The 17,027-nt window shown below is 54.2% G+C and carries 15 protein-coding genes; 10 read left to right on the top strand and 5 right to left on the bottom strand.

Features of this window, described 5'->3' with window-relative positions; genetic code table 11:
• Positions 1-324: 324 nt before the first annotated feature.
• The 7 genes from sufA to FDW88_RS16685 all read left to right on the top strand — a co-directional run bounded on the left by sufA (position 325) and on the right by FDW88_RS16685 (position 6,969).
• Positions 325-693 (top strand): Fe-S cluster assembly scaffold SufA, encoded by a 369-nt coding sequence (gene sufA / locus FDW88_RS16715; RefSeq protein ID WP_115258631.1) that lies wholly within the window; start codon positions 325-327, stop codon positions 691-693.
• A gap of 8 nt (positions 694-701) precedes the next feature.
• Positions 702-2,189 (top strand): Fe-S cluster assembly protein SufB, encoded by a 1,488-nt coding sequence (sufB, locus tag FDW88_RS16710; RefSeq protein ID WP_096757217.1) that lies wholly within the window; start codon positions 702-704, stop codon positions 2,187-2,189.
• A 16-nt stretch (positions 2,190-2,205) separates the two neighbouring features.
• Positions 2,206-2,952 carry a Fe-S cluster assembly ATPase SufC gene (gene sufC, locus FDW88_RS16705; RefSeq protein WP_137362985.1) on the top strand — a complete coding sequence of 249 codons (747 nt, stop codon included), beginning with the start codon at positions 2,206-2,208 and terminating at the stop codon, positions 2,950-2,952.
• Positions 2,927-4,198, top strand: a complete 1,272-nt coding sequence (sufD, locus tag FDW88_RS16700) for a Fe-S cluster assembly protein SufD (protein ID WP_117343023.1) — start codon at positions 2,927-2,929, stop codon at positions 4,196-4,198. The genes sufC and sufD overlap by 26 nt, the downstream gene beginning before the upstream one ends.
• A complete protein-coding gene (gene sufS / locus FDW88_RS16695) occupies positions 4,195-5,415 on the top strand; it encodes a cysteine desulfurase SufS (protein ID WP_137362984.1) in 1,221 nt (406 codons plus the stop codon). Before sufD ends, sufS begins: the two co-directional genes overlap by 4 nt.
• A gap of 12 nt (positions 5,416-5,427) precedes the next feature.
• Positions 5,428-5,844: a cysteine desulfuration protein SufE gene (sufE, locus tag FDW88_RS16690; protein ID WP_115258627.1), complete on the top strand. Its 417-nt coding sequence runs from the start codon at positions 5,428-5,430 to the stop codon at positions 5,842-5,844.
• 123 nt (positions 5,845-5,967) lie between these two features.
• Positions 5,968-6,969: a L,D-transpeptidase family protein gene (locus FDW88_RS16685; protein WP_115258626.1), complete on the top strand. Its 1,002-nt coding sequence runs from the start codon at positions 5,968-5,970 to the stop codon at positions 6,967-6,969.
• Positions 6,970-7,038: 69 nt separating this feature from the next.
• Here the strand turns inward: FDW88_RS16685 and lpp are convergent, their stop codons facing one another.
• Positions 7,039-7,275, bottom strand: coding sequence for a murein lipoprotein Lpp (gene lpp, locus FDW88_RS16680; protein ID WP_003029373.1), 237 nt, complete (start codon positions 7,273-7,275; stop codon positions 7,039-7,041).
• Between the two features lie 308 nt (positions 7,276-7,583).
• Positions 7,584-9,005: a pyruvate kinase PykF gene (gene pykF, locus FDW88_RS16675; RefSeq protein ID WP_137362983.1), complete on the bottom strand. Its 1,422-nt coding sequence runs from the start codon at positions 9,003-9,005 to the stop codon at positions 7,584-7,586.
• Positions 9,006-9,577: 572 nt separating this feature from the next.
• Here pykF and FDW88_RS16670 point away from each other — a divergent pair.
• From FDW88_RS16670 to FDW88_RS16660, 3 genes are read left to right on the top strand one after another with little or no spacing between them, the layout of a single operon-like run.
• A complete protein-coding gene (locus FDW88_RS16670; protein ID WP_137362982.1) occupies positions 9,578-10,600 on the top strand; it encodes a methionine ABC transporter ATP-binding protein in 1,023 nt (340 codons plus the stop codon).
• Positions 10,593-11,261, top strand: a complete 669-nt coding sequence (locus FDW88_RS16665; RefSeq protein ID WP_096757209.1) for a methionine ABC transporter permease — start codon at positions 10,593-10,595, stop codon at positions 11,259-11,261. The genes FDW88_RS16670 and FDW88_RS16665 overlap by 8 nt, the downstream gene beginning before the upstream one ends.
• A 21-nt stretch (positions 11,262-11,282) precedes the next feature.
• Positions 11,283-12,095 (top strand): MetQ/NlpA family ABC transporter substrate-binding protein, encoded by an 813-nt coding sequence (locus tag FDW88_RS16660; protein WP_096757208.1) that lies wholly within the window; start codon positions 11,283-11,285, stop codon positions 12,093-12,095.
• An 87-nt stretch (positions 12,096-12,182) separates the two neighbouring features.
• Here the strand turns inward: FDW88_RS16660 and ttrA are convergent, their stop codons facing one another.
• Genes ttrA through ttrB form a run of 3 tightly spaced genes read right to left on the bottom strand, consistent with a single transcriptional unit; the run spans position 12,183 to position 17,004 of the window.
• Positions 12,183-15,254 carry a tetrathionate reductase subunit TtrA gene (gene ttrA / locus FDW88_RS16655; RefSeq protein WP_137362981.1) on the bottom strand — a complete coding sequence of 1,024 codons (3,072 nt, stop codon included), beginning with the start codon at positions 15,252-15,254 and terminating at the stop codon, positions 12,183-12,185.
• Complete coding sequence (gene ttrC, locus FDW88_RS16650; RefSeq protein WP_137362980.1) at positions 15,247-16,269, bottom strand: tetrathionate reductase subunit TtrC; 1,023 nt, start codon at positions 16,267-16,269, stop codon at positions 15,247-15,249. The genes ttrA and ttrC overlap by 8 nt, the downstream gene beginning before the upstream one ends.
• Entirely contained in the window at positions 16,270-17,004 is a 735-nt protein-coding gene (gene ttrB, locus FDW88_RS16645; protein WP_217439024.1) for a tetrathionate reductase subunit TtrB, read from the bottom strand.
• Positions 17,005-17,027: the final 23 nt, after the last annotated feature.

Raw genomic sequence — 17,027 nt, 5'->3', positions numbered from 1 at the left:
GGGTTTTTTTATTGTCTGTCTGCGCTGTTTTGCACGCGGTTACCTCTATTTCTCCGTCTTTCCCCTATCTCTTAAATAGACATTTTTTATACATCTTTTTGCGTTTTACCTTGCTGAACGATTAACGGTTTGTAACCCATTATTTATCAAAGCATTGAACAAAATAATCCCTCTCTGTAAACCCTCGCCGCAGGGTCTATGCTTAATAAAAGTAACCAAAAAGGGCGGTTAACCCGAATGCCCCTGCTGAACAGGGGTTGAAGTGATAATCATTATCACTAACATGGTATTGTAGCGTGCAGGTTAATGACTCGAGGTAACCCTATGGAATTGCATTCAGGAACATTTAATCCGAACGATTTTGCATGGCGTGGGTTGACGTTAACGCCAGCCGCAGCGGCGCATATTCGTGAACTGGTGGCAAAACAGCCCGATATGCTGGGCGTGCGGTTAGGCGTGAAGCAAACAGGATGTGCGGGGTTTGGCTATGTGCTGGATACCGTCAGCCAACCGGAAAAAGACGATCTGGTGTTCGAAACCGATGGCGCCAGGCTGTATGTGCCGTTACAGGCGATGCCGTTTATTGACGGAACCGAAGTCGATTTTGTTCGTGAAGGATTAAATCAGTTATTTAAATTTCATAACCCGAAAGCCCAGAACGAATGCGGCTGTGGCGAAAGTTTTGGGGTATAGGCGGTACTATGTCGCGTAACACTGAAGCAACTGACGATGTCAACACCTGGGCTGGCGGACACCTCAATTATAAAGAGGGATTCTTCACCCAACTAAAAACTGATGAACTGGCGAAGGGCATCAATGAAGAGGTCGTGCGGGCGATTTCCGCGAAACGCAACGAACCGGACTGGATGCTGGCATTTCGCCTGGATGCGTTTAAGGCGTGGCTGACGATGGAGGAGCCGCACTGGTTAAAAGCGCATTACGATAAGCTGAATTATCAGGATTACAGCTATTACTCCGCACCTTCCTGCGGCAACTGCGATGAGACCTGCGCCTCAGAGCCGGGAGCGGTACAGCAAACGGGCGCGAATGCGTTTTTAAGTAAAGAGGTTGAGGACGCTTTCGAACAACTTGGCGTGCCGGTACGTGAAGGGCGAGAAGTGGCGGTCGATGCCATTTTTGACTCGGTATCGGTGGCGACCACCTATCGTGAAAAGCTGGCTGAACAAGGCATTATTTTCTGCTCGTTCGGTGAGGCCATTCATGATCACCCGGAACTGGTGAAAAAATATCTCGGCACGGTGGTGCCGGGCAACGACAATTTCTTTGCCGCGCTGAATGCGGCGGTTGCCTCAGACGGTACGTTTATCTATGTGCCGAAAGGCGTACGCTGCCCAATGGAGCTTTCCACCTATTTTCGTATTAATGCGGAAAAAACCGGGCAATTTGAACGCACTATCCTGGTGGCGGATGAAGGCAGCTACGTCAGCTACATTGAAGGATGTTCTGCTCCGGTGCGCGACAGCTATCAGCTGCACGCGGCGGTGGTGGAAGTGATCATCCACAAAGATGCTGAAGTGAAATACTCGACGGTGCAAAACTGGTTCCCTGGCGATGGCAACACCGGCGGCATTCTGAACTTCGTGACCAAACGTGCACTGTGTGAAGGCGAAAACAGCAAAATGTCGTGGACCCAGTCGGAAACTGGCTCGGCCATCACCTGGAAATACCCCAGCTGTATTTTGCGCGGCGATAACTCCATCGGCGAATTCTACTCCGTTGCGTTGACCAGCGGTCATCAGCAGGCCGATACCGGCACCAAGATGATCCACATCGGCAAGAACACCAAATCGACCATTATCTCGAAAGGGATCTCCGCCGGGCACAGCCAGAACAGCTATCGCGGCCTGGTAAAAATCATGCCGACGGCCACCAACGCCCGTAACTATACCCAGTGTGACTCGATGCTGATTGGTGCGGACTGCGGGGCGCACACCTTCCCGTACGTAGAGTGTCGCAACAACAGCGCCCAGCTTGAACACGAAGCCACCACCTCACGTATTGGTGAAGATCAGCTGTTCTACTGTCTGCAGCGCGGTATCAGCGAAGAAGACGCCATCTCGATGATCGTCAACGGGTTCTGTAAAGACGTGTTCTCTGAACTGCCGCTGGAGTTCGCTGTTGAAGCGCAAAAACTTCTCGCCATCAGCCTTGAACACAGCGTCGGTTAAAATTTAAGGAAAGCACATGTTAAGCATTAAAGATTTACAGGTCAGCGTCGAAGAGAAGGCGATCCTGCGCGGGCTGAGCCTGGAGGTCCGCCCGGGTGAAGTTCACGCCATTATGGGACCGAACGGTTCAGGAAAAAGCACGCTGTCGGCAACATTGGCCGGGCGTGATGATTATGCCGTCACCGGGGGAACGATGGAATTTAACGGTAAAGATTTACTGGAACTGTCGCCGGAAGACCGGGCCGGTGAAGGCATCTTTATGGCGTTTCAATACCCGGTGGAAATTCCCGGCGTCAGCAATCAGTTTTTCCTGCAAACCGCGCTTAATGCAGTGCGCGGTTACCGTGGCGAAGACGCGCTGGATCGATTCGACTTCCAGGATTTGATGGAGGAGAAAATCGCGCTGTTGAAAATGCCGGAGGATTTGCTCACCCGCTCGGTAAACGTCGGTTTCTCCGGCGGTGAGAAAAAACGCAATGATATTTTGCAGATGGCGGTGCTGGAGCCTCAGCTGTGCATTCTCGACGAGTCTGATTCGGGGTTGGATATTGATGCGCTAAAAATTGTCGCTGATGGCGTCAATTCGCTGCGCGACGGCAAGCGTTCATTCATTATTGTCACCCACTATCAGCGCATCCTCGACTATATCAAACCCGATTACGTCCATGTTTTGTATCAGGGACGCATTGTTAAGTCCGGCGATTTCACGCTGGTTAAACAGCTGGAGGAGCAAGGATATGGCTGGCTTAGTGAACAGCAGTAATGTGCTGCAGCAGTGGCATCACTTGTTTGAGTCACAGGGCGAAACCCGCTCGCAGCACGCGCAGCAGCACTTACAGCAGATGCTGCGTCTTGGGCTGCCTACGCGTAAGCATGAAGACTGGAAATACACGCCGCTGGAAGGATTAACCAGTAGCCAGTTTGTTAGTCATCTTGCCGCGATAACCCCGGCGCAGTGCGAGGCGTTAGCCGCTGGCATTGATGCTGTGCGTCTGGTGTTTGTCGACGGGCAATTCTGCGAAGCGCTTAGCGACAGCACGGACGGTAGCGGCTTTGACATTACTGTTGACGATGCGCACCTGTCGCTACCGGCACCGATTCAGCCAGAGGTTTTTCTGCATCTGACGGAAAGCCTGTCGCGCAGTGTGACGCATATCAAGGTGAAACGTAATCAGCGCCCGGCGAAACCGCTACTGTTGATGCACATCACCCAGGGAGTGGCGGGCGATGACGTCAATACCGCGCATTATCGCCACCACCTTGAACTGGCGGAGGGCGCAGAAGCCACCCTCATCGAACATTTTGTCAGCCTCAACACGCTGAAGCACTTTACCGGCGCGCGCGTTACGATGAACGTGGCGGCCAATGCCCACTTACAGCATATCAAGCTGGCGTTTGAGAACCCGGTCAGCCATCACTTCGCCCATAACGACATTCAGCTGGGCGCAGATGCTACGGCGGTGAGCCACAGTTTTTTGCTCGGCGACGCGGTGTTGCGCCATAACACCAGCACCCAACTGAACGGCGAAAACACCACGCTGCGGATTAACAGTCTGGCGATGCCGGTGAAAAACGAAGTCTGCGATACCCGCACCTGGCTTGAGCATAACAAAGGCTATTGCAACAGCCGCCAACTGCATAAAACCATCGTCAGCGATAAAGGTCGGGCGGTGTTCAATGGTCTGATCAACGTGGCGCAGCACGCGATTAAAACCGACGGACAGATGACGAACAATAATTTGCTGCTTGGTAAGCTGTCGGAAGTGGACACCAAACCGCAACTGGAAATCTATGCCGATGACGTGAAATGCAGCCACGGCGCGACGGTAGGGCGGATCGACGATGAGCAGATGTTCTATCTGCGTTCGCGTGGGATTGGCCAGCAGGATGCTCAACAGATGATTCTCTATGCGTTTGCCGCTGAGCTGACGGAAGCCCTGAGCGATGAAACGCTTAAACAACAGGTTCTGGCGCGTATAGCCCAACGCCTGCCGGGAGGCGTAGCATGACATTTCCGATTGAAAAAGTGCGGGCCGACTTTCCGGTCCTGACCCGTGAAGTGAACGGCCTGCCGCTGGCGTATCTGGACAGCGCTGCCAGCGCGCAAAAGCCGAATCAGGTGATTGATGCCGAAGCTGAGTTTTACCGCCATGGCTATGCGGCGGTTCACCGTGGTATTCATACCCTAAGCGCCCAGGCGACGGAAAAAATGGAGAATGTGCGTAAGCTGGCGTCGCTGTTTATTAATGCCCGCTCCGCTGAAGAACTGGTATTTGTGCGTGGCACGACCGAGGGCATTAATCTGGTAGCCAACAGTTGGGGCACCAGCAATGTGCGGGCGGGGGATAACATCATCATCAGTGAGATGGAACACCACGCCAACATCGTGCCATGGCAGATGCTGTGTGCCCGCGTGGGTGCTGAGCTGCGTGTCATCCCCCTGAATGCTGATGGCACCTTGCAGTTGGATACTCTGCCAACTCTGTTCGACGAACGCACCCAACTGCTGGCGATTACCCATGTATCCAACGTGCTGGGTACCGAAAACCCGTTAGCAGAGATGATTGCGCTGGCGCATCAGCACGGGGCAAAAGTGCTGGTCGATGGCGCGCAGGCGGTGATGCACCATAAAGTAGACATGCAGGCGCTGGATTGCGACTTTTATGTCTTCTCCGCCCATAAGCTGTATGGACCCACCGGCATTGGCGTGCTGTATGCCCGTGAGTCGCTGTTGCAGGAGATGCCGCCCTGGGAAGGCGGGGGCTCAATGATAGCAACGGTTAGCCTGAGCCAGGGAACCACCTGGACGAAAGCGCCGTGGCGTTTTGAAGCGGGAACGCCCAATACCGGCGGTATTATCGGCCTGGGCGCTGCCATTGAATATGTGAGTGCGCTGGGTCTGGATAACATCAGCGAGTACGAGCAGTTCATGATGTGCTACGCGCTAGAACAGCTGGCCAGTGTGCCGGATCTGACGTTGTACGGTCCGCAGGCGCGTCTGGGCGTCATCGCGTTTAACCTCGGTAAACACCACGCCTACGACGTGGGTAGTTTTCTTGATAACTACGGTATTGCCGTACGCACCGGGCACCACTGCGCCATGCCGTTGATGGCATATTATAACGTCCCTGCGATGTGCCGGGCCTCGATTGCCATGTACAACACTCAGGAAGAGGTGGATCGACTGGTAACGGGACTTAAACGTATTCATCACTTATTGGGATAACAGGGAGGGGGTATGGCTGCGCTACCGGATAAAGAAAAGTTGTTGCGTAATTTTCTGCGCTGCGCGAACTGGGAAGAGAAGTATCTGTATATCATTGAATTAGGTCAGCGTTTACCAGAATTAAATGCTGATGATCGCTGTGAGAAAAATAGTATTCAGGGCTGTCAGAGTCAGGTATGGATAACAATGCGTCAGAATGCTGACGGAATTATTGAATTACAGGGCGACAGTGATGCGGCAATTGTGAAAGGACTGATTGCTGTGGTATTCATTTTATATGATCGAATGACTGCCGAAGATATTGTGCGTTTTGATGTGCGTCCGTGGTTCGAGAAAATGGCACTGACGCAACATCTCACGCCATCGCGTTCACAGGGGCTGGAAGCGATGATTCGCGCTATTCGTACGCAAGCGGCAACTCTTAGCTAAACTGATAAAACACGTTATCCGGCAAACCTTGCAGGATAGCGCTGAGCAGATTTATGCAATGACTCGTCGGCCGGATACCGCAGCAGCCGTTATCCGGCAATAACGCCAGGGGGGTGAGTGAGTATGAAACGCGCGTCTATTATTACTCTAATGCTAATTGGCGCTTACAGCGCTATACAGGCCGCCTGGGCGGTCGATTATCCTTTGCCTGCGGCGAACAGTCGTCTTGTCGGGCAGAATCAAACCTACACCGTGCAGGAAGGCGATAAAAACTTGCAGGCAATAGCCCGCCGGTTTGATACCGCCGCGATGCTGATCCTCGAAGCGAATAATACGATCGCCCCGGTACCCAGCCCCGGCACCCTGATTACGATTCCTTCGCAACTGCTGTTACCGGATGCGCCGCGCGAAGGTATTATTGTTAATCTGGCAGAATTGCGTCTGTATTATTTCCCGCCGGGAGAGAATATTGTTCAGGTATTCCCGATTGGCATTGGTTTACAGGGACTGGAGACCCCGGTGATGGAAACTCGGGTGGGACAGAAAATCCCTAACCCTACATGGACCCCAACACCAGGCATCCGTAAGCGTTCTCTGGAGCGCGGCATTACGCTACCCCCTGTAGTGCCCGCCGGGCCCAATAACCCGTTAGGACGCTTTGCGCTGCGTCTGGCGCATGGAAACGGTGAATACCTCATCCACGGCACTAGCGCACCCGACAGTGTAGGCCTGCGCGTCAGCTCTGGCTGTATCCGCATGAACGCACCGGACATCAAAGCCCTGTTTGCTCAGGTCAGAACCGGCACGCCGGTCAGAGTGATTAATGAGCCGATAAAATACGCCATCGAGCCTAACGGCATGCGTTATGTTGAAGTGCACCGACCTTTGTCGCCAGAGGAAGAACAAAACGTACAGACCATGCCGTATGTACTGCCAGCCGGTTTTACCCAGTTTAAAGACAGTAAAGCCGTAGACCTGGGGCTGGTGGATCGGGCGCTGTATCGTCGGGCAGGTTATCCGGTTACCGTTACGGCCGGGCAGGCACCGATTGTGGCCAACGGGCCAGAGGTGAAGTCGGCACAGAATGGATTGCCAGAAGCAGGGGACGTGCGGACGATGCAGTAACAGGGAAGGAGGAATGAGGGGCAAAAAAAATGGCGCACAATGTGCGCCATTTCTATTACACAGATACTATTACTTACGGTATTTAGTAGCTGCGTTGTCCAGACGCTGGTTAGCGCGTGCTGCGTCATCTTTAGCAGCCTGAACGTCGGAACGCATTGCGTTCACGTCGTTGCTCAGCTGGTCAACTTTAGCGTTCAGAGTCTGAACGTCAGAAGACAGCTGATCGATTTTAGCATTGCTGGAGCAACCTGCCAGCAGAGTAGAACCCAGGATTACCGCGCCCAGTACCAGTTTAGTACGATTCATTATTAATACCCTCTAGATTGAGTTAATCTCCATGTAGCGTTACAAGTATTACACAAAGCTTTTTAGGTTGAGAATATTTTTTTGATGCGAATGCACTTATTTTTGATCGTTCGCTCAAAGAAGCATCGAATTGTGCAAAAACGGCTAAAAACCCGAGTGAAAACAGAAAGCTTCCATCGGATTCATCTTAGATAATCTCTAATTAGATAGTGAAATCCGATTTGATTTTTTATTAATAGTAGCTATCGCGGAAATAAAAAAAGCGCCGCAAGGGCGCTTTTTAGGCAAATTAATTCCCGATGGAATTATTACAGCACGTGAACAGATGCCGTGTTGGTGGTGCCGCTCGGTACCAGCGCACCGGAAACCATCACTACAACGTCACCTTTCTGTGCCAGGCCGCGCTCAACTAACTGCAGCGCAACTTCTTTACCCAGACGGTAGAAATCATCAGTAGAAGCGATTTCTTTCACCAGGTGCGGCACCACGCCTTTGCTGAGAACCAGCTGACGCGCAGTCACTTCGTTGGTGGTCAGCGCCAGAATGGTCGCGTTCGGGAAGTATTTACGTACGGCTTTAGCGGATTTACCACCCTGGGTCGCTACGACGATCAGCGGAGCTTCCAGTTTTTCAGCGGTTTCTACAGCACCACGGCAAACGGCTTCGGTAATACGCAGTTTGCGGTTGTCATGGCTGTTGTCCAGACGGCTGGTCATCACGCGGTCGGTACGTTCACAGATGGTTGCCATGATAGAAACGGCTTCCAGCGGGTATTTACCTTTAGCGGATTCACCAGACAGCATGACTGCATCAGTACCGTCGAGGATGGCGTTTGCCACGTCACCGGCTTCAGCACGGGTCGGACGTGGGTTTTTGATCATGGAGTCCAGCATCTGAGTCGCGGTGATAACCACTTTACGTGCGCGTACGCATTTTTCGATCATCATCTTCTGCGCGAAGATAACTTCTTCAACCGGGATTTCTACGCCCAGATCGCCACGTGCAACCATGATGCCGTCAGACGCTTCGAGGATCTCGTCGAAGTTGTTCAGGCCTTCCTGGTTTTCGATTTTGGAGATGATCTGAATGTTTTCGCCGCCGTGCGCTTTCAGGTGCTCACGAATTTCAATGACGTCAGAACGTTTACGGATAAAGGACGCAGCAACGAAGTCAACGCCTTGCTCGCAACCGAAGATCAGGTCCTGTTTGTCTTTTTCAGCCAGTGCTGGCAGCGCGATAGAAACGCCCGGCAGGTTAACGCCTTTGTTTTCGCCCAGGTCGCCGTTGTTCAGCACTTTACAGATAACTTTGTTACCTTCGATTGCGGTAACTTCCATGCCGATCAGACCATCGTCAACCAGCACGGTGTTGCCAACGGACAGGTCATTGGTGAAGCCTTCATAAGTAACAGCAACGATTTCGTTGTTACCTACGATAGATTTGTCGGTGGTGAACGTGAAGGTCTGACCCGCTTTCAGAGAAACGTCGTTACCGCCTTCCAGTTTAATGGTACGGATTTCCGGACCTTTGGTGTCGAGCAGGATGGCCGCTTTCTTGCCGGTCTTGCTCATCACGTTGCGCAAGTTCTTAATGCGCTGACCGTGTTCTGCGTAATCGCCGTGGGAGAAGTTCAGACGCATGACGTTCATGCCCGCGTCCAGCATTTTGGTTAACATCTCTTCGGATTCGGTTTTCGGACCGATGGTGCAAACAATTTTCGTCTTTTTCATGACAGTCTTAGTCTTTAAGTTGAGAAGGATATGGAAATCTGGCTTCCGTCGCGCACGGATGGGAAGCTAAACCTGAGTTACGAAAGTTGTGATGCCTCGCTCTAAGGATAGGTGACATCGAAAGAGCGTGCAGAGGAATGTGTGCTTGCGTTTCAGCCCAACGGGTAGGAGAGTTTTGTAGTCGTTGAGTTTTACAGGTCAATGTGCTGAAACCATTCAAGAGACAATTGGCGCGCATTATACGCTGAAAATTATCTAAAAGGAAAATGGAAACGGTGTTTCAAAAGCGTTCTGTGCAGTTTCACGAAAAAATATTCACGAATTTGTTCATTGCTATGGATAAAGAGGTTGTCCGCAGCGGTGGTCTGTTGCGCAACAACACGACGTTCTTCATTCCCGGCTCTTGCAAACGACAATAGTGCAAAACAGTTATTCCTTATAGTTATATCAAATTCTTTTTAATTCATATCAAAAGCCCATTTCCCTGATTACACTCGTTTGGACATCCATACTGCTAAACAGCCAAAAGCGTTAGCAGGATAACGATAAGCAGCAGCGGATACCCAAACGACATGATTGTCCTGAAAAATATTTCGAAAGTGTTTACGCCAGGCAGGCTTGCTATTACCGCTGTCGATAACGTCAACCTGACGGTTGAACAGGGACAGATTTACGGAATTATTGGCTACAGCGGTGCCGGTAAGAGCACCCTGATTCGCCTGCTTAACGGCCTTGAACAGCCAACTTCCGGCAGTGTGACCGTCAATGGTCACGATATCTCCACGGCGCGCGGGGAATCGTTACGCCAGGCACGACTGAAAATCAGCATGGTGTTTCAGCACTTTAATCTGCTGTGGTCGCGGACCGTCAGCGAAAACATTGCCTTCTCAATGCAAATCGCCGGTGTACCAAAAGCAAAAATTAAAGCACGTGTGACCGAACTGATTACATTGGTCGGGCTGGATGGTCGAGAAAACGCCTGGCCGTCGCAGCTCAGCGGTGGGCAAAAACAGCGTGTCGGGATTGCTCGTGCGCTGGCGAACAACCCGGACGTGCTGTTGTGCGACGAAGCCACTTCCGCGCTGGATCCGCAAACCACCGATCAAATCCTGGATTTGCTGCTCGATATTAACCGGCGTTTCAAATTAACCATTGTGCTGATCACCCATGAGATGCACGTGGTGCGCAAAATTTGCGATCGCGTGGCGGTGATGGAGAACGGCAAAGTGGTTGAAGAGGGCGATGTGCTCAGCGTGTTTAGCCACCCGCAGCAGCCGATCACCCGTCAGTTTGTCCGTCAGGTAAGTCAATATGCCGAGGAAGATGAGTTTAATCCGCAACTGGCAAGCGAACTCGGCGGTGCGGTGATTAAGTTAACGTTTACCGGACAGCGTACCCATCGGCCTGTGGTCGGGGAGCTGACCCTGCGCTACGGCCTGCCGTTTAACATTCTGCACGGCAAGATGACGCAAACCGCCCATGGCGCGTTTGGTCAACTGTGGGTGCACGTGGTGGCCACTGAAGAACAACTCAACAATATTCTGGCCGATCTGCGCCACAGCGACGTTGACGGCGAGGTTATCCAACATGGCTGATTCCCTGTTTCCCCATCTGAAATGGGACCAACTGTTCGCGGCAACTCAGGAAACGCTCTACATGACCGCGCTTTCCGGTGTGGCGACCTTTGTACTGGGTATTGCGCTCGGACTGGCGCTATTTCTGACCGCGCGTGGCGGCCTGTATCAGAACCGCACGCTGTACAGCGCCATCTCGTTGATCGTGAATATTTTCCGCTCAATCCCGTTCATCATTTTGATCGTGCTGCTGATCCCGGTGACCAAAACGCTGGTAGGCACCATTCTTGGTGCCAACGCCGCGCTACCCGCGCTGATCGTGGGTGCCGCACCGTTCTATGCCCGTCTGGTCGAAATTGCCCTGCGTGAAGTAGATAAAGGCGTTATTGAAGCGAGCCGCTCCATGGGGGCACGTCTGAGTACGCTTATTTTTCGGGTTTTACTGCCGGAATCATCACCCGCTCTGGTGTCCGGTATCACCGTGACGCTGATTGCCCTGGTTAGCTACAGCGCAATGGCTGGTGTGATTGGTGCCGGTGGTTTAGGGAATTTGGCTTATCTGGAAGGATTCCAGCGCAACCACAGCGACGTTACGCTGGTGGCGACGGTGACCATTCTGGTTATTGTCTTCATCATCCAGTTTTGCGGCGATGTGATCACCTCTCTGTTAGATAAACGCTAATAAAATACGGAAACCATTATCATGAAAAAATCACTGACATTACTCGCCGCCGCCACCTTAAGCGCCCTGAGCTTTGCGTCGTGGGCAGATACGCTGACCGTGGGCGCGTCCAACGTGCCGCACGCTGAGATCCTCGAACAGGCGAAACCGATCCTGGCAAAGCAGGGGATCGAGCTGGAGATTAAACCGTTCCAGGACTACATTCTGCCAAACACCGCGCTGGCGGGGCGTGAGATTGACGCCAACTACTTCCAGCATATTCCGTACCTGAACAGCGTACTGAAGGATCATGCGGGTGATAAGACCTATGATTTCGTCAGCGCCGGGGCGATTCACATTGAGCCGATTGGTATCTATTCTAAAAAGGTAAAGTCGCTGAAGGACCTGCCGGAGGGCGGAAAGATCATCATGCGTGATGCGGTGTCCGAAGAAGGTCGCATTCTGTCGATTTTCGAAAAAGAGGGTGTGATTAAGCTCAAGCCAGGCGTTGATAAAGTCACCGCGCGCATCAGCGACATCGTTGAGAACCCGAAAAAGCTGAAGTTCCTGCCTAACGTTGAAGCGGCACTGTTGCCGCAGATGTATAACAACGATGAAGGCGATGCAGTGGTGATCAACGCCAACTACGCTATCGATGCCGGGCTGGATCCGGTGAAAGATCCGATTGCTGTCGAAAGCGGCGAAAACAACCCGTATGCCAACATCATTACCGTGCATCGCGGCGATGAGAAGAAAAAGGATATTGTGGCGCTGGTTGACGCACTGCACTCAAAAGAAATTCAGGACTGGATCCGCACCAAATATAAAGGCGCGGTGATCCCGGTAAATAACTGATCCACTTTCTGCCGGGTGGCGGCTTCGCCTTACCCGGCCTACAACGTCTGTAGGCCGGGTAAAACGCAGTAGCGTTGCCATCCGGCGCTAGAGTTGCACTCGCTCGATTCTCGCCGGTAGCCCTTGGCGCACAGACGCTCCTGAGACCCAGTCCAGCCAGGTATTGGCCACCTGACGCGTCGGGTCGGCAAAACCCAAATCGTTAATATTAATCCCCGATTTAATCTTTTCATCAAACGCCATCGGCTCTCCGTCAAGCGTATGCTGTGCTGCCCCCATTTCTTTATGTCCGTAGCCATGTTCAATTGCGATAACGCCCGGCATAACGCCGTTGAGCAGGCTGACCTGCGCTTGTGCGTGTCCACCCGGCGTGATGATGCGCACCGTGTCGCCGTGTGACACACCATAACGCGCGCCGTCCTGCGGGTTGAGCGCCACCAGATTCACAGGCTTGAGATGGTGAAGACGTGGGATCACCGCCGAGGCGCTGGACATGGTATTGGACTTAAAGGAGATCATCTTCAGTGGCCATTCCTGCTGCGGAAACAATTCGTCCACCGAACGCCCGTCGGACAGGCGGGAAGGATACCAGGCCGGACAGCCGCTGTAGCGCTCGCCGGTGATCGCATGGCGGTGTGCGGCGACATCCGCGTTCCAGATTTGCAGAGGTTTCTCCCACGCATTACCGACGCGGTTATCGGTGCGGCCACTCTTATCTGGCGCAAAACGACCACCGCGCGAGTAGACAAACGCCACGCGACGAACTTCGTCGGCTTTTAGCGTGTCGGTGATGACCGGCAGGATCCGCGTCACGCCGGTCAGCGAGATATCTTCCGGCGCGGCTTCGGCGACCGGCGCCTTACCCATAAACGCAATGTTGGCGGCCAGTCGCAGGTAGTAATCTTCCGCGCGGTTCAGCGGATAGTGATTGCCCTGCGGATCGGTAATGGCGTTATCGCCAAAGCCCGGCAGCCCAATGCGTTTTGCCACCGCGATGCAAAATGACTCCATGGATGCTGGTTGGCCGTCGGCGGTTTTGCTGGTGGCGGGTGCAACAATCGGCCAGCGGGCGGTGGTGGCCTTGCTCGCCACGCCTGCCCACGGGGCGCTGAATCCCCAGCTTTCGAAGTTGTGGGTATCCGGGACAATATAGTCCGCCAGCGCGGTGGTTTCGTTCATAAAAGCATCAATGGCAATAAACAACGGCAGACGCGCCGGATCTTTGAGCTTTTCTTCCGCCACGCCACGCAACCCCGCAATGCCGTAGAACGGGTTAGTCATGTTGGAGATCCAGGCTTTTAGCGGATACGGATAGCCTTCGAGCGCCGAGACGAGTAATTCGGTCAACTGCCCGGCGACAAACGGATACCATGGGGCTTTCGCCGGGAAGGGCGATTGTCCGGCAGCCACTTTATTACGGTACTCTTCCGAGGATTCATAGGCGGTTTTACTGCGCGCGATGCTCAGGCCTTTCGGCTTCACCTTTCCGGCGAAACTGTCCATATTGTAGCGCGGTCCGTCAGTGGCACCGTTGAATTTACCGCCGCCCACAAAGACCCCGCCTTCGAGGCTGAGGTTGCCAATCAGCGCATTCAGCATCATCACCGCCCAGGCGTTGTAAAATCCGTTGCCTGCCATCATCCCGCCGTGGGTGATCACCGCCGCTTTACGCCCGTGACGGGTAAAGGCGTCCGCCAGCGCGCCTATTTTTGCCTCCGACACGCCGCACTGCTGGCTGTATTGCGCCAGTGACAGCTTTTCGGCAGACTCTTTCAGACGCTGGAATCCGCTTTTGACCGTCACGGTTTGCCCGTCGGCCAGCGTTACTTCGCGGGTCACGAACAGCTGTGCGCGTTGACAGCTGCTGGCTGCTACCATGTCACCGGCCTCGTTAACGGCCAGCGGTTCGCCAGGCGCGTCGGTGTTCAGATGGGCGAGCGTGAGATGCTGTCCGGCAAGCGTTGGGATCTCATCGGTAATCACCAGATGCGTGGCGTTGGTCCAGCTTTTTTCTCCGGCCTGTTGCATGGCCTGGACACCAGGGATGGCGAGGTAATCGGCGTTGTAACGCTGCTTTTCGATGATCCAGCGGATCATTCCCATTGCCAGCGCCGAGTCGCTCCCCGGGTGCACAGGCTGCCAGTGACCGCGATCGTCAGCCAGTACCGTGGTTAATGGCAGGGCGGGTGCGACAACGACATACTCGAAATCATTGCGTAAGCGGGCGCTGGCGAGTTGGCGAGCCTGGCGCTTAAACGGGTTGCCGGACTGCGCCGGGGAGGTGCCCATAAATAACGCGAACTCAACGTTATCCCAGTCCGGTTTGACGTGGGTGTTTTTATCCAGATCGCCCATTAGCGCGCCGGAACCGGCCCGATACGCTAGCCCACAATACGCACCGTGCGCGCCGAAGTTTTTACTACCAAAACTGTTCAGTGCGAAACGGCGGATAAACGTATCGCGTCCCTCGTCGCTGGTATTGGTGACCAGCAGTTGATTGGATTTCGGGCCAAAGCCGGGGTGCTTAGCATCTAACGGGGTGATGGGGTCGTGGATGGCCCGCAGGCCGTCAACGTGACCTTCACCAAACAGGTCGCCGCCTTCCACCACCTCTTTGATGAGCTGTTCAAAGCTGATGCGCTGCCATTTACCTTCGCCACGTTTACCGACGCGCTTCATCGGCTCCAGAATTCGCAGCGGGCTGTACAGGCCTTCGAGCAGGGTTGCGCCCCGGGCGCAGGCGGTGGAACGCGCATCAAGACCGCTTTCGCCCGCCAGTTGTTCCATTGCCGTGGCAAACGGAACCGACGAATCAATGTGATGTTCATGCGACAGTGGGTGGTAGGGGTTGCCCGCAATGCGCAGAACTTTCCCCGCTTTGCTGTCGACGCGGACCCGCACACCGCACTGGGTCCAGCAGCCGAAGCACTGGGTCATGGCGATCACCTGCTGCGGATCCTGCTGCCAGCGCGGTTGGGCGTTGGCTTCGGGGATCAGCGCATTGCCGAAGATGCGATCGCGGGTGATTTTCCCCGAGGTGCCATCCAGCAAACCGTCAATCGCGCGCTTTGCCACATCCCGATAACTCAGGCCAAAGGTCACCATCCCGCCAACGGCGAGACCAACTTTAAGCCACTGACGACGGGTTAAATTAGCCATGTTGCATTCTCCTTGCGATCGCGTTGAGGCCTTCATGAACAATAATGAGTAGCGCAACCCACAGGCCAAAGGTGCCTACAATGGCCAGCCAGCCATCTGTGCCGCCGGGCAGGGAGTACGGATTAAATTGCGCGTTAAATTTGGGGAGGGTCTGCACCTGAATCAGTATCGTCCAGCGCATCAGCCAGCACAGCGCCATGGCGCTGAAGGCCAGCGTAATACGCAGCGGTAATGACGATGGGTGACGTAACACCCATCCGCAAAGTGCCAGTGAGACAGCCCACAGCACTACCCAGCCGATGGCGTAGTACCGTGCAGACGCGGCGACATCCAGCCACTGGCGAATCGCCGAGCCGGAAAGCGTATCGCCGCTCACCCACCACGCCATCACAATGGCCAGGGCGATCAACGTGACAATCTGCCCCCATGCCAGTTTGCGCGGTAGTGTGCTGTCGCGGTTTATGCTGGCGATAAGCAGGGCGAAGAAGGTTTGCAGCGCGCTGAGGAACATCGCCAGCGGGAAGACATAGCTGAACCAGATGGGACGCGCCTGCACGACGGAGACTTCGCGGCCGGTATACACCAATAATCCAATGGCTGAGAGCGCGCTGCCCACAGCCAACCATTTAGTGACGCTGTAACTTTTATGCGTAAACCGTTTGACCTGCTGCGCCAGAAACCACAGCCCGAGAAACCCGGTGAACAACGGTAAAAACAGTGCCCCCCACGGCATCCATGACCACGGTGTCGGCCAGGCATAGAAATGCCAGACGCGCGCGGTCTGGTGCAGATCCGCGGTCAGCGCCAGCGGGGCGGTGATGGCACAGGTCAGGGCGATCAGCAGCGTCAGGTTTTCTAGCTGCGGCTGCGCTTTTTTACGCCAGTGGAGCACGCAGGCGAACAGCGCCGCGCAGGCGGCAATGCCAATGAAAAAGAAATACTGTACCGCCCAGGGCAACCAGCTTATTTCCTGCGGATGGGCCAGCACCTCTTCGATAATCAGTGAATGGGTCATTTAAACCTCCTGCCACAGAGCGGGTTGAGCACGTCCCATCAACGGGGTGACGAAGGCGTCATCTAGCCCCAGATAGAACACGTGAGGCGAGGTGCCGCTTTCCGGTTTCAGGACTTTGATGGTGTCATGGTGTTCGTGCAGCATGCGTGAAATCCGGCTGTGCGGATCGTTGATGTCGCCAATGATGCGCGCGCCGCCCACACAGGACTCCACGCAGGCCGGGAGCAGCCCGGCTTCCAGGCGGTGCACGCAAAATGTGCATTTGTCGGCGGTCTGCGTTTCATGGTTAATAAACCGAGCATCGTATGGGCAGGCTTGCACGCAGTAGGCGCAGCCCACACAGCGCGTATTGTCGACCACTACAATGCCATCTTCGCGCTGAAAGGTGGCCTGCACGGGACAAACGGGCACACAAGGTGGGTTATCGCAATGGTTACACAGGCGCGGCAGCAGCACGTTGGTGACGCTTTGCTGACCCTCAACCTGTACCTGATACTGGTTGACGTTGGTACGAAACGCGCCCTGAGGCGTCTGGTTTTCAATGGCGCAACTGACGGTACAGGCCTGACAGCCGATACACCGCCGCAGATCAATCAACATGGCGTAGCGATGCTGGCGCGACCCCTCGTGGCGTTCTGGCGAGAAGGGAAACTCGGCCTGAGCCAGGGGAACCAGGGATGCGCCTGCGGTCAGAACGCCCAGTTGCTGGAGAAACTGCCGTTTACTGCTGTCCATATTTTCTCCCGTCACAATGCAAC

It is taken from the genome of Citrobacter sp. wls829 (assembly GCF_005280825.1).
GTDB lineage: Bacteria > Pseudomonadota > Gammaproteobacteria > Enterobacterales > Enterobacteriaceae > Citrobacter > Citrobacter gillenii.
This window is presented reverse-complemented; position numbering and strand designations above follow the sequence as displayed.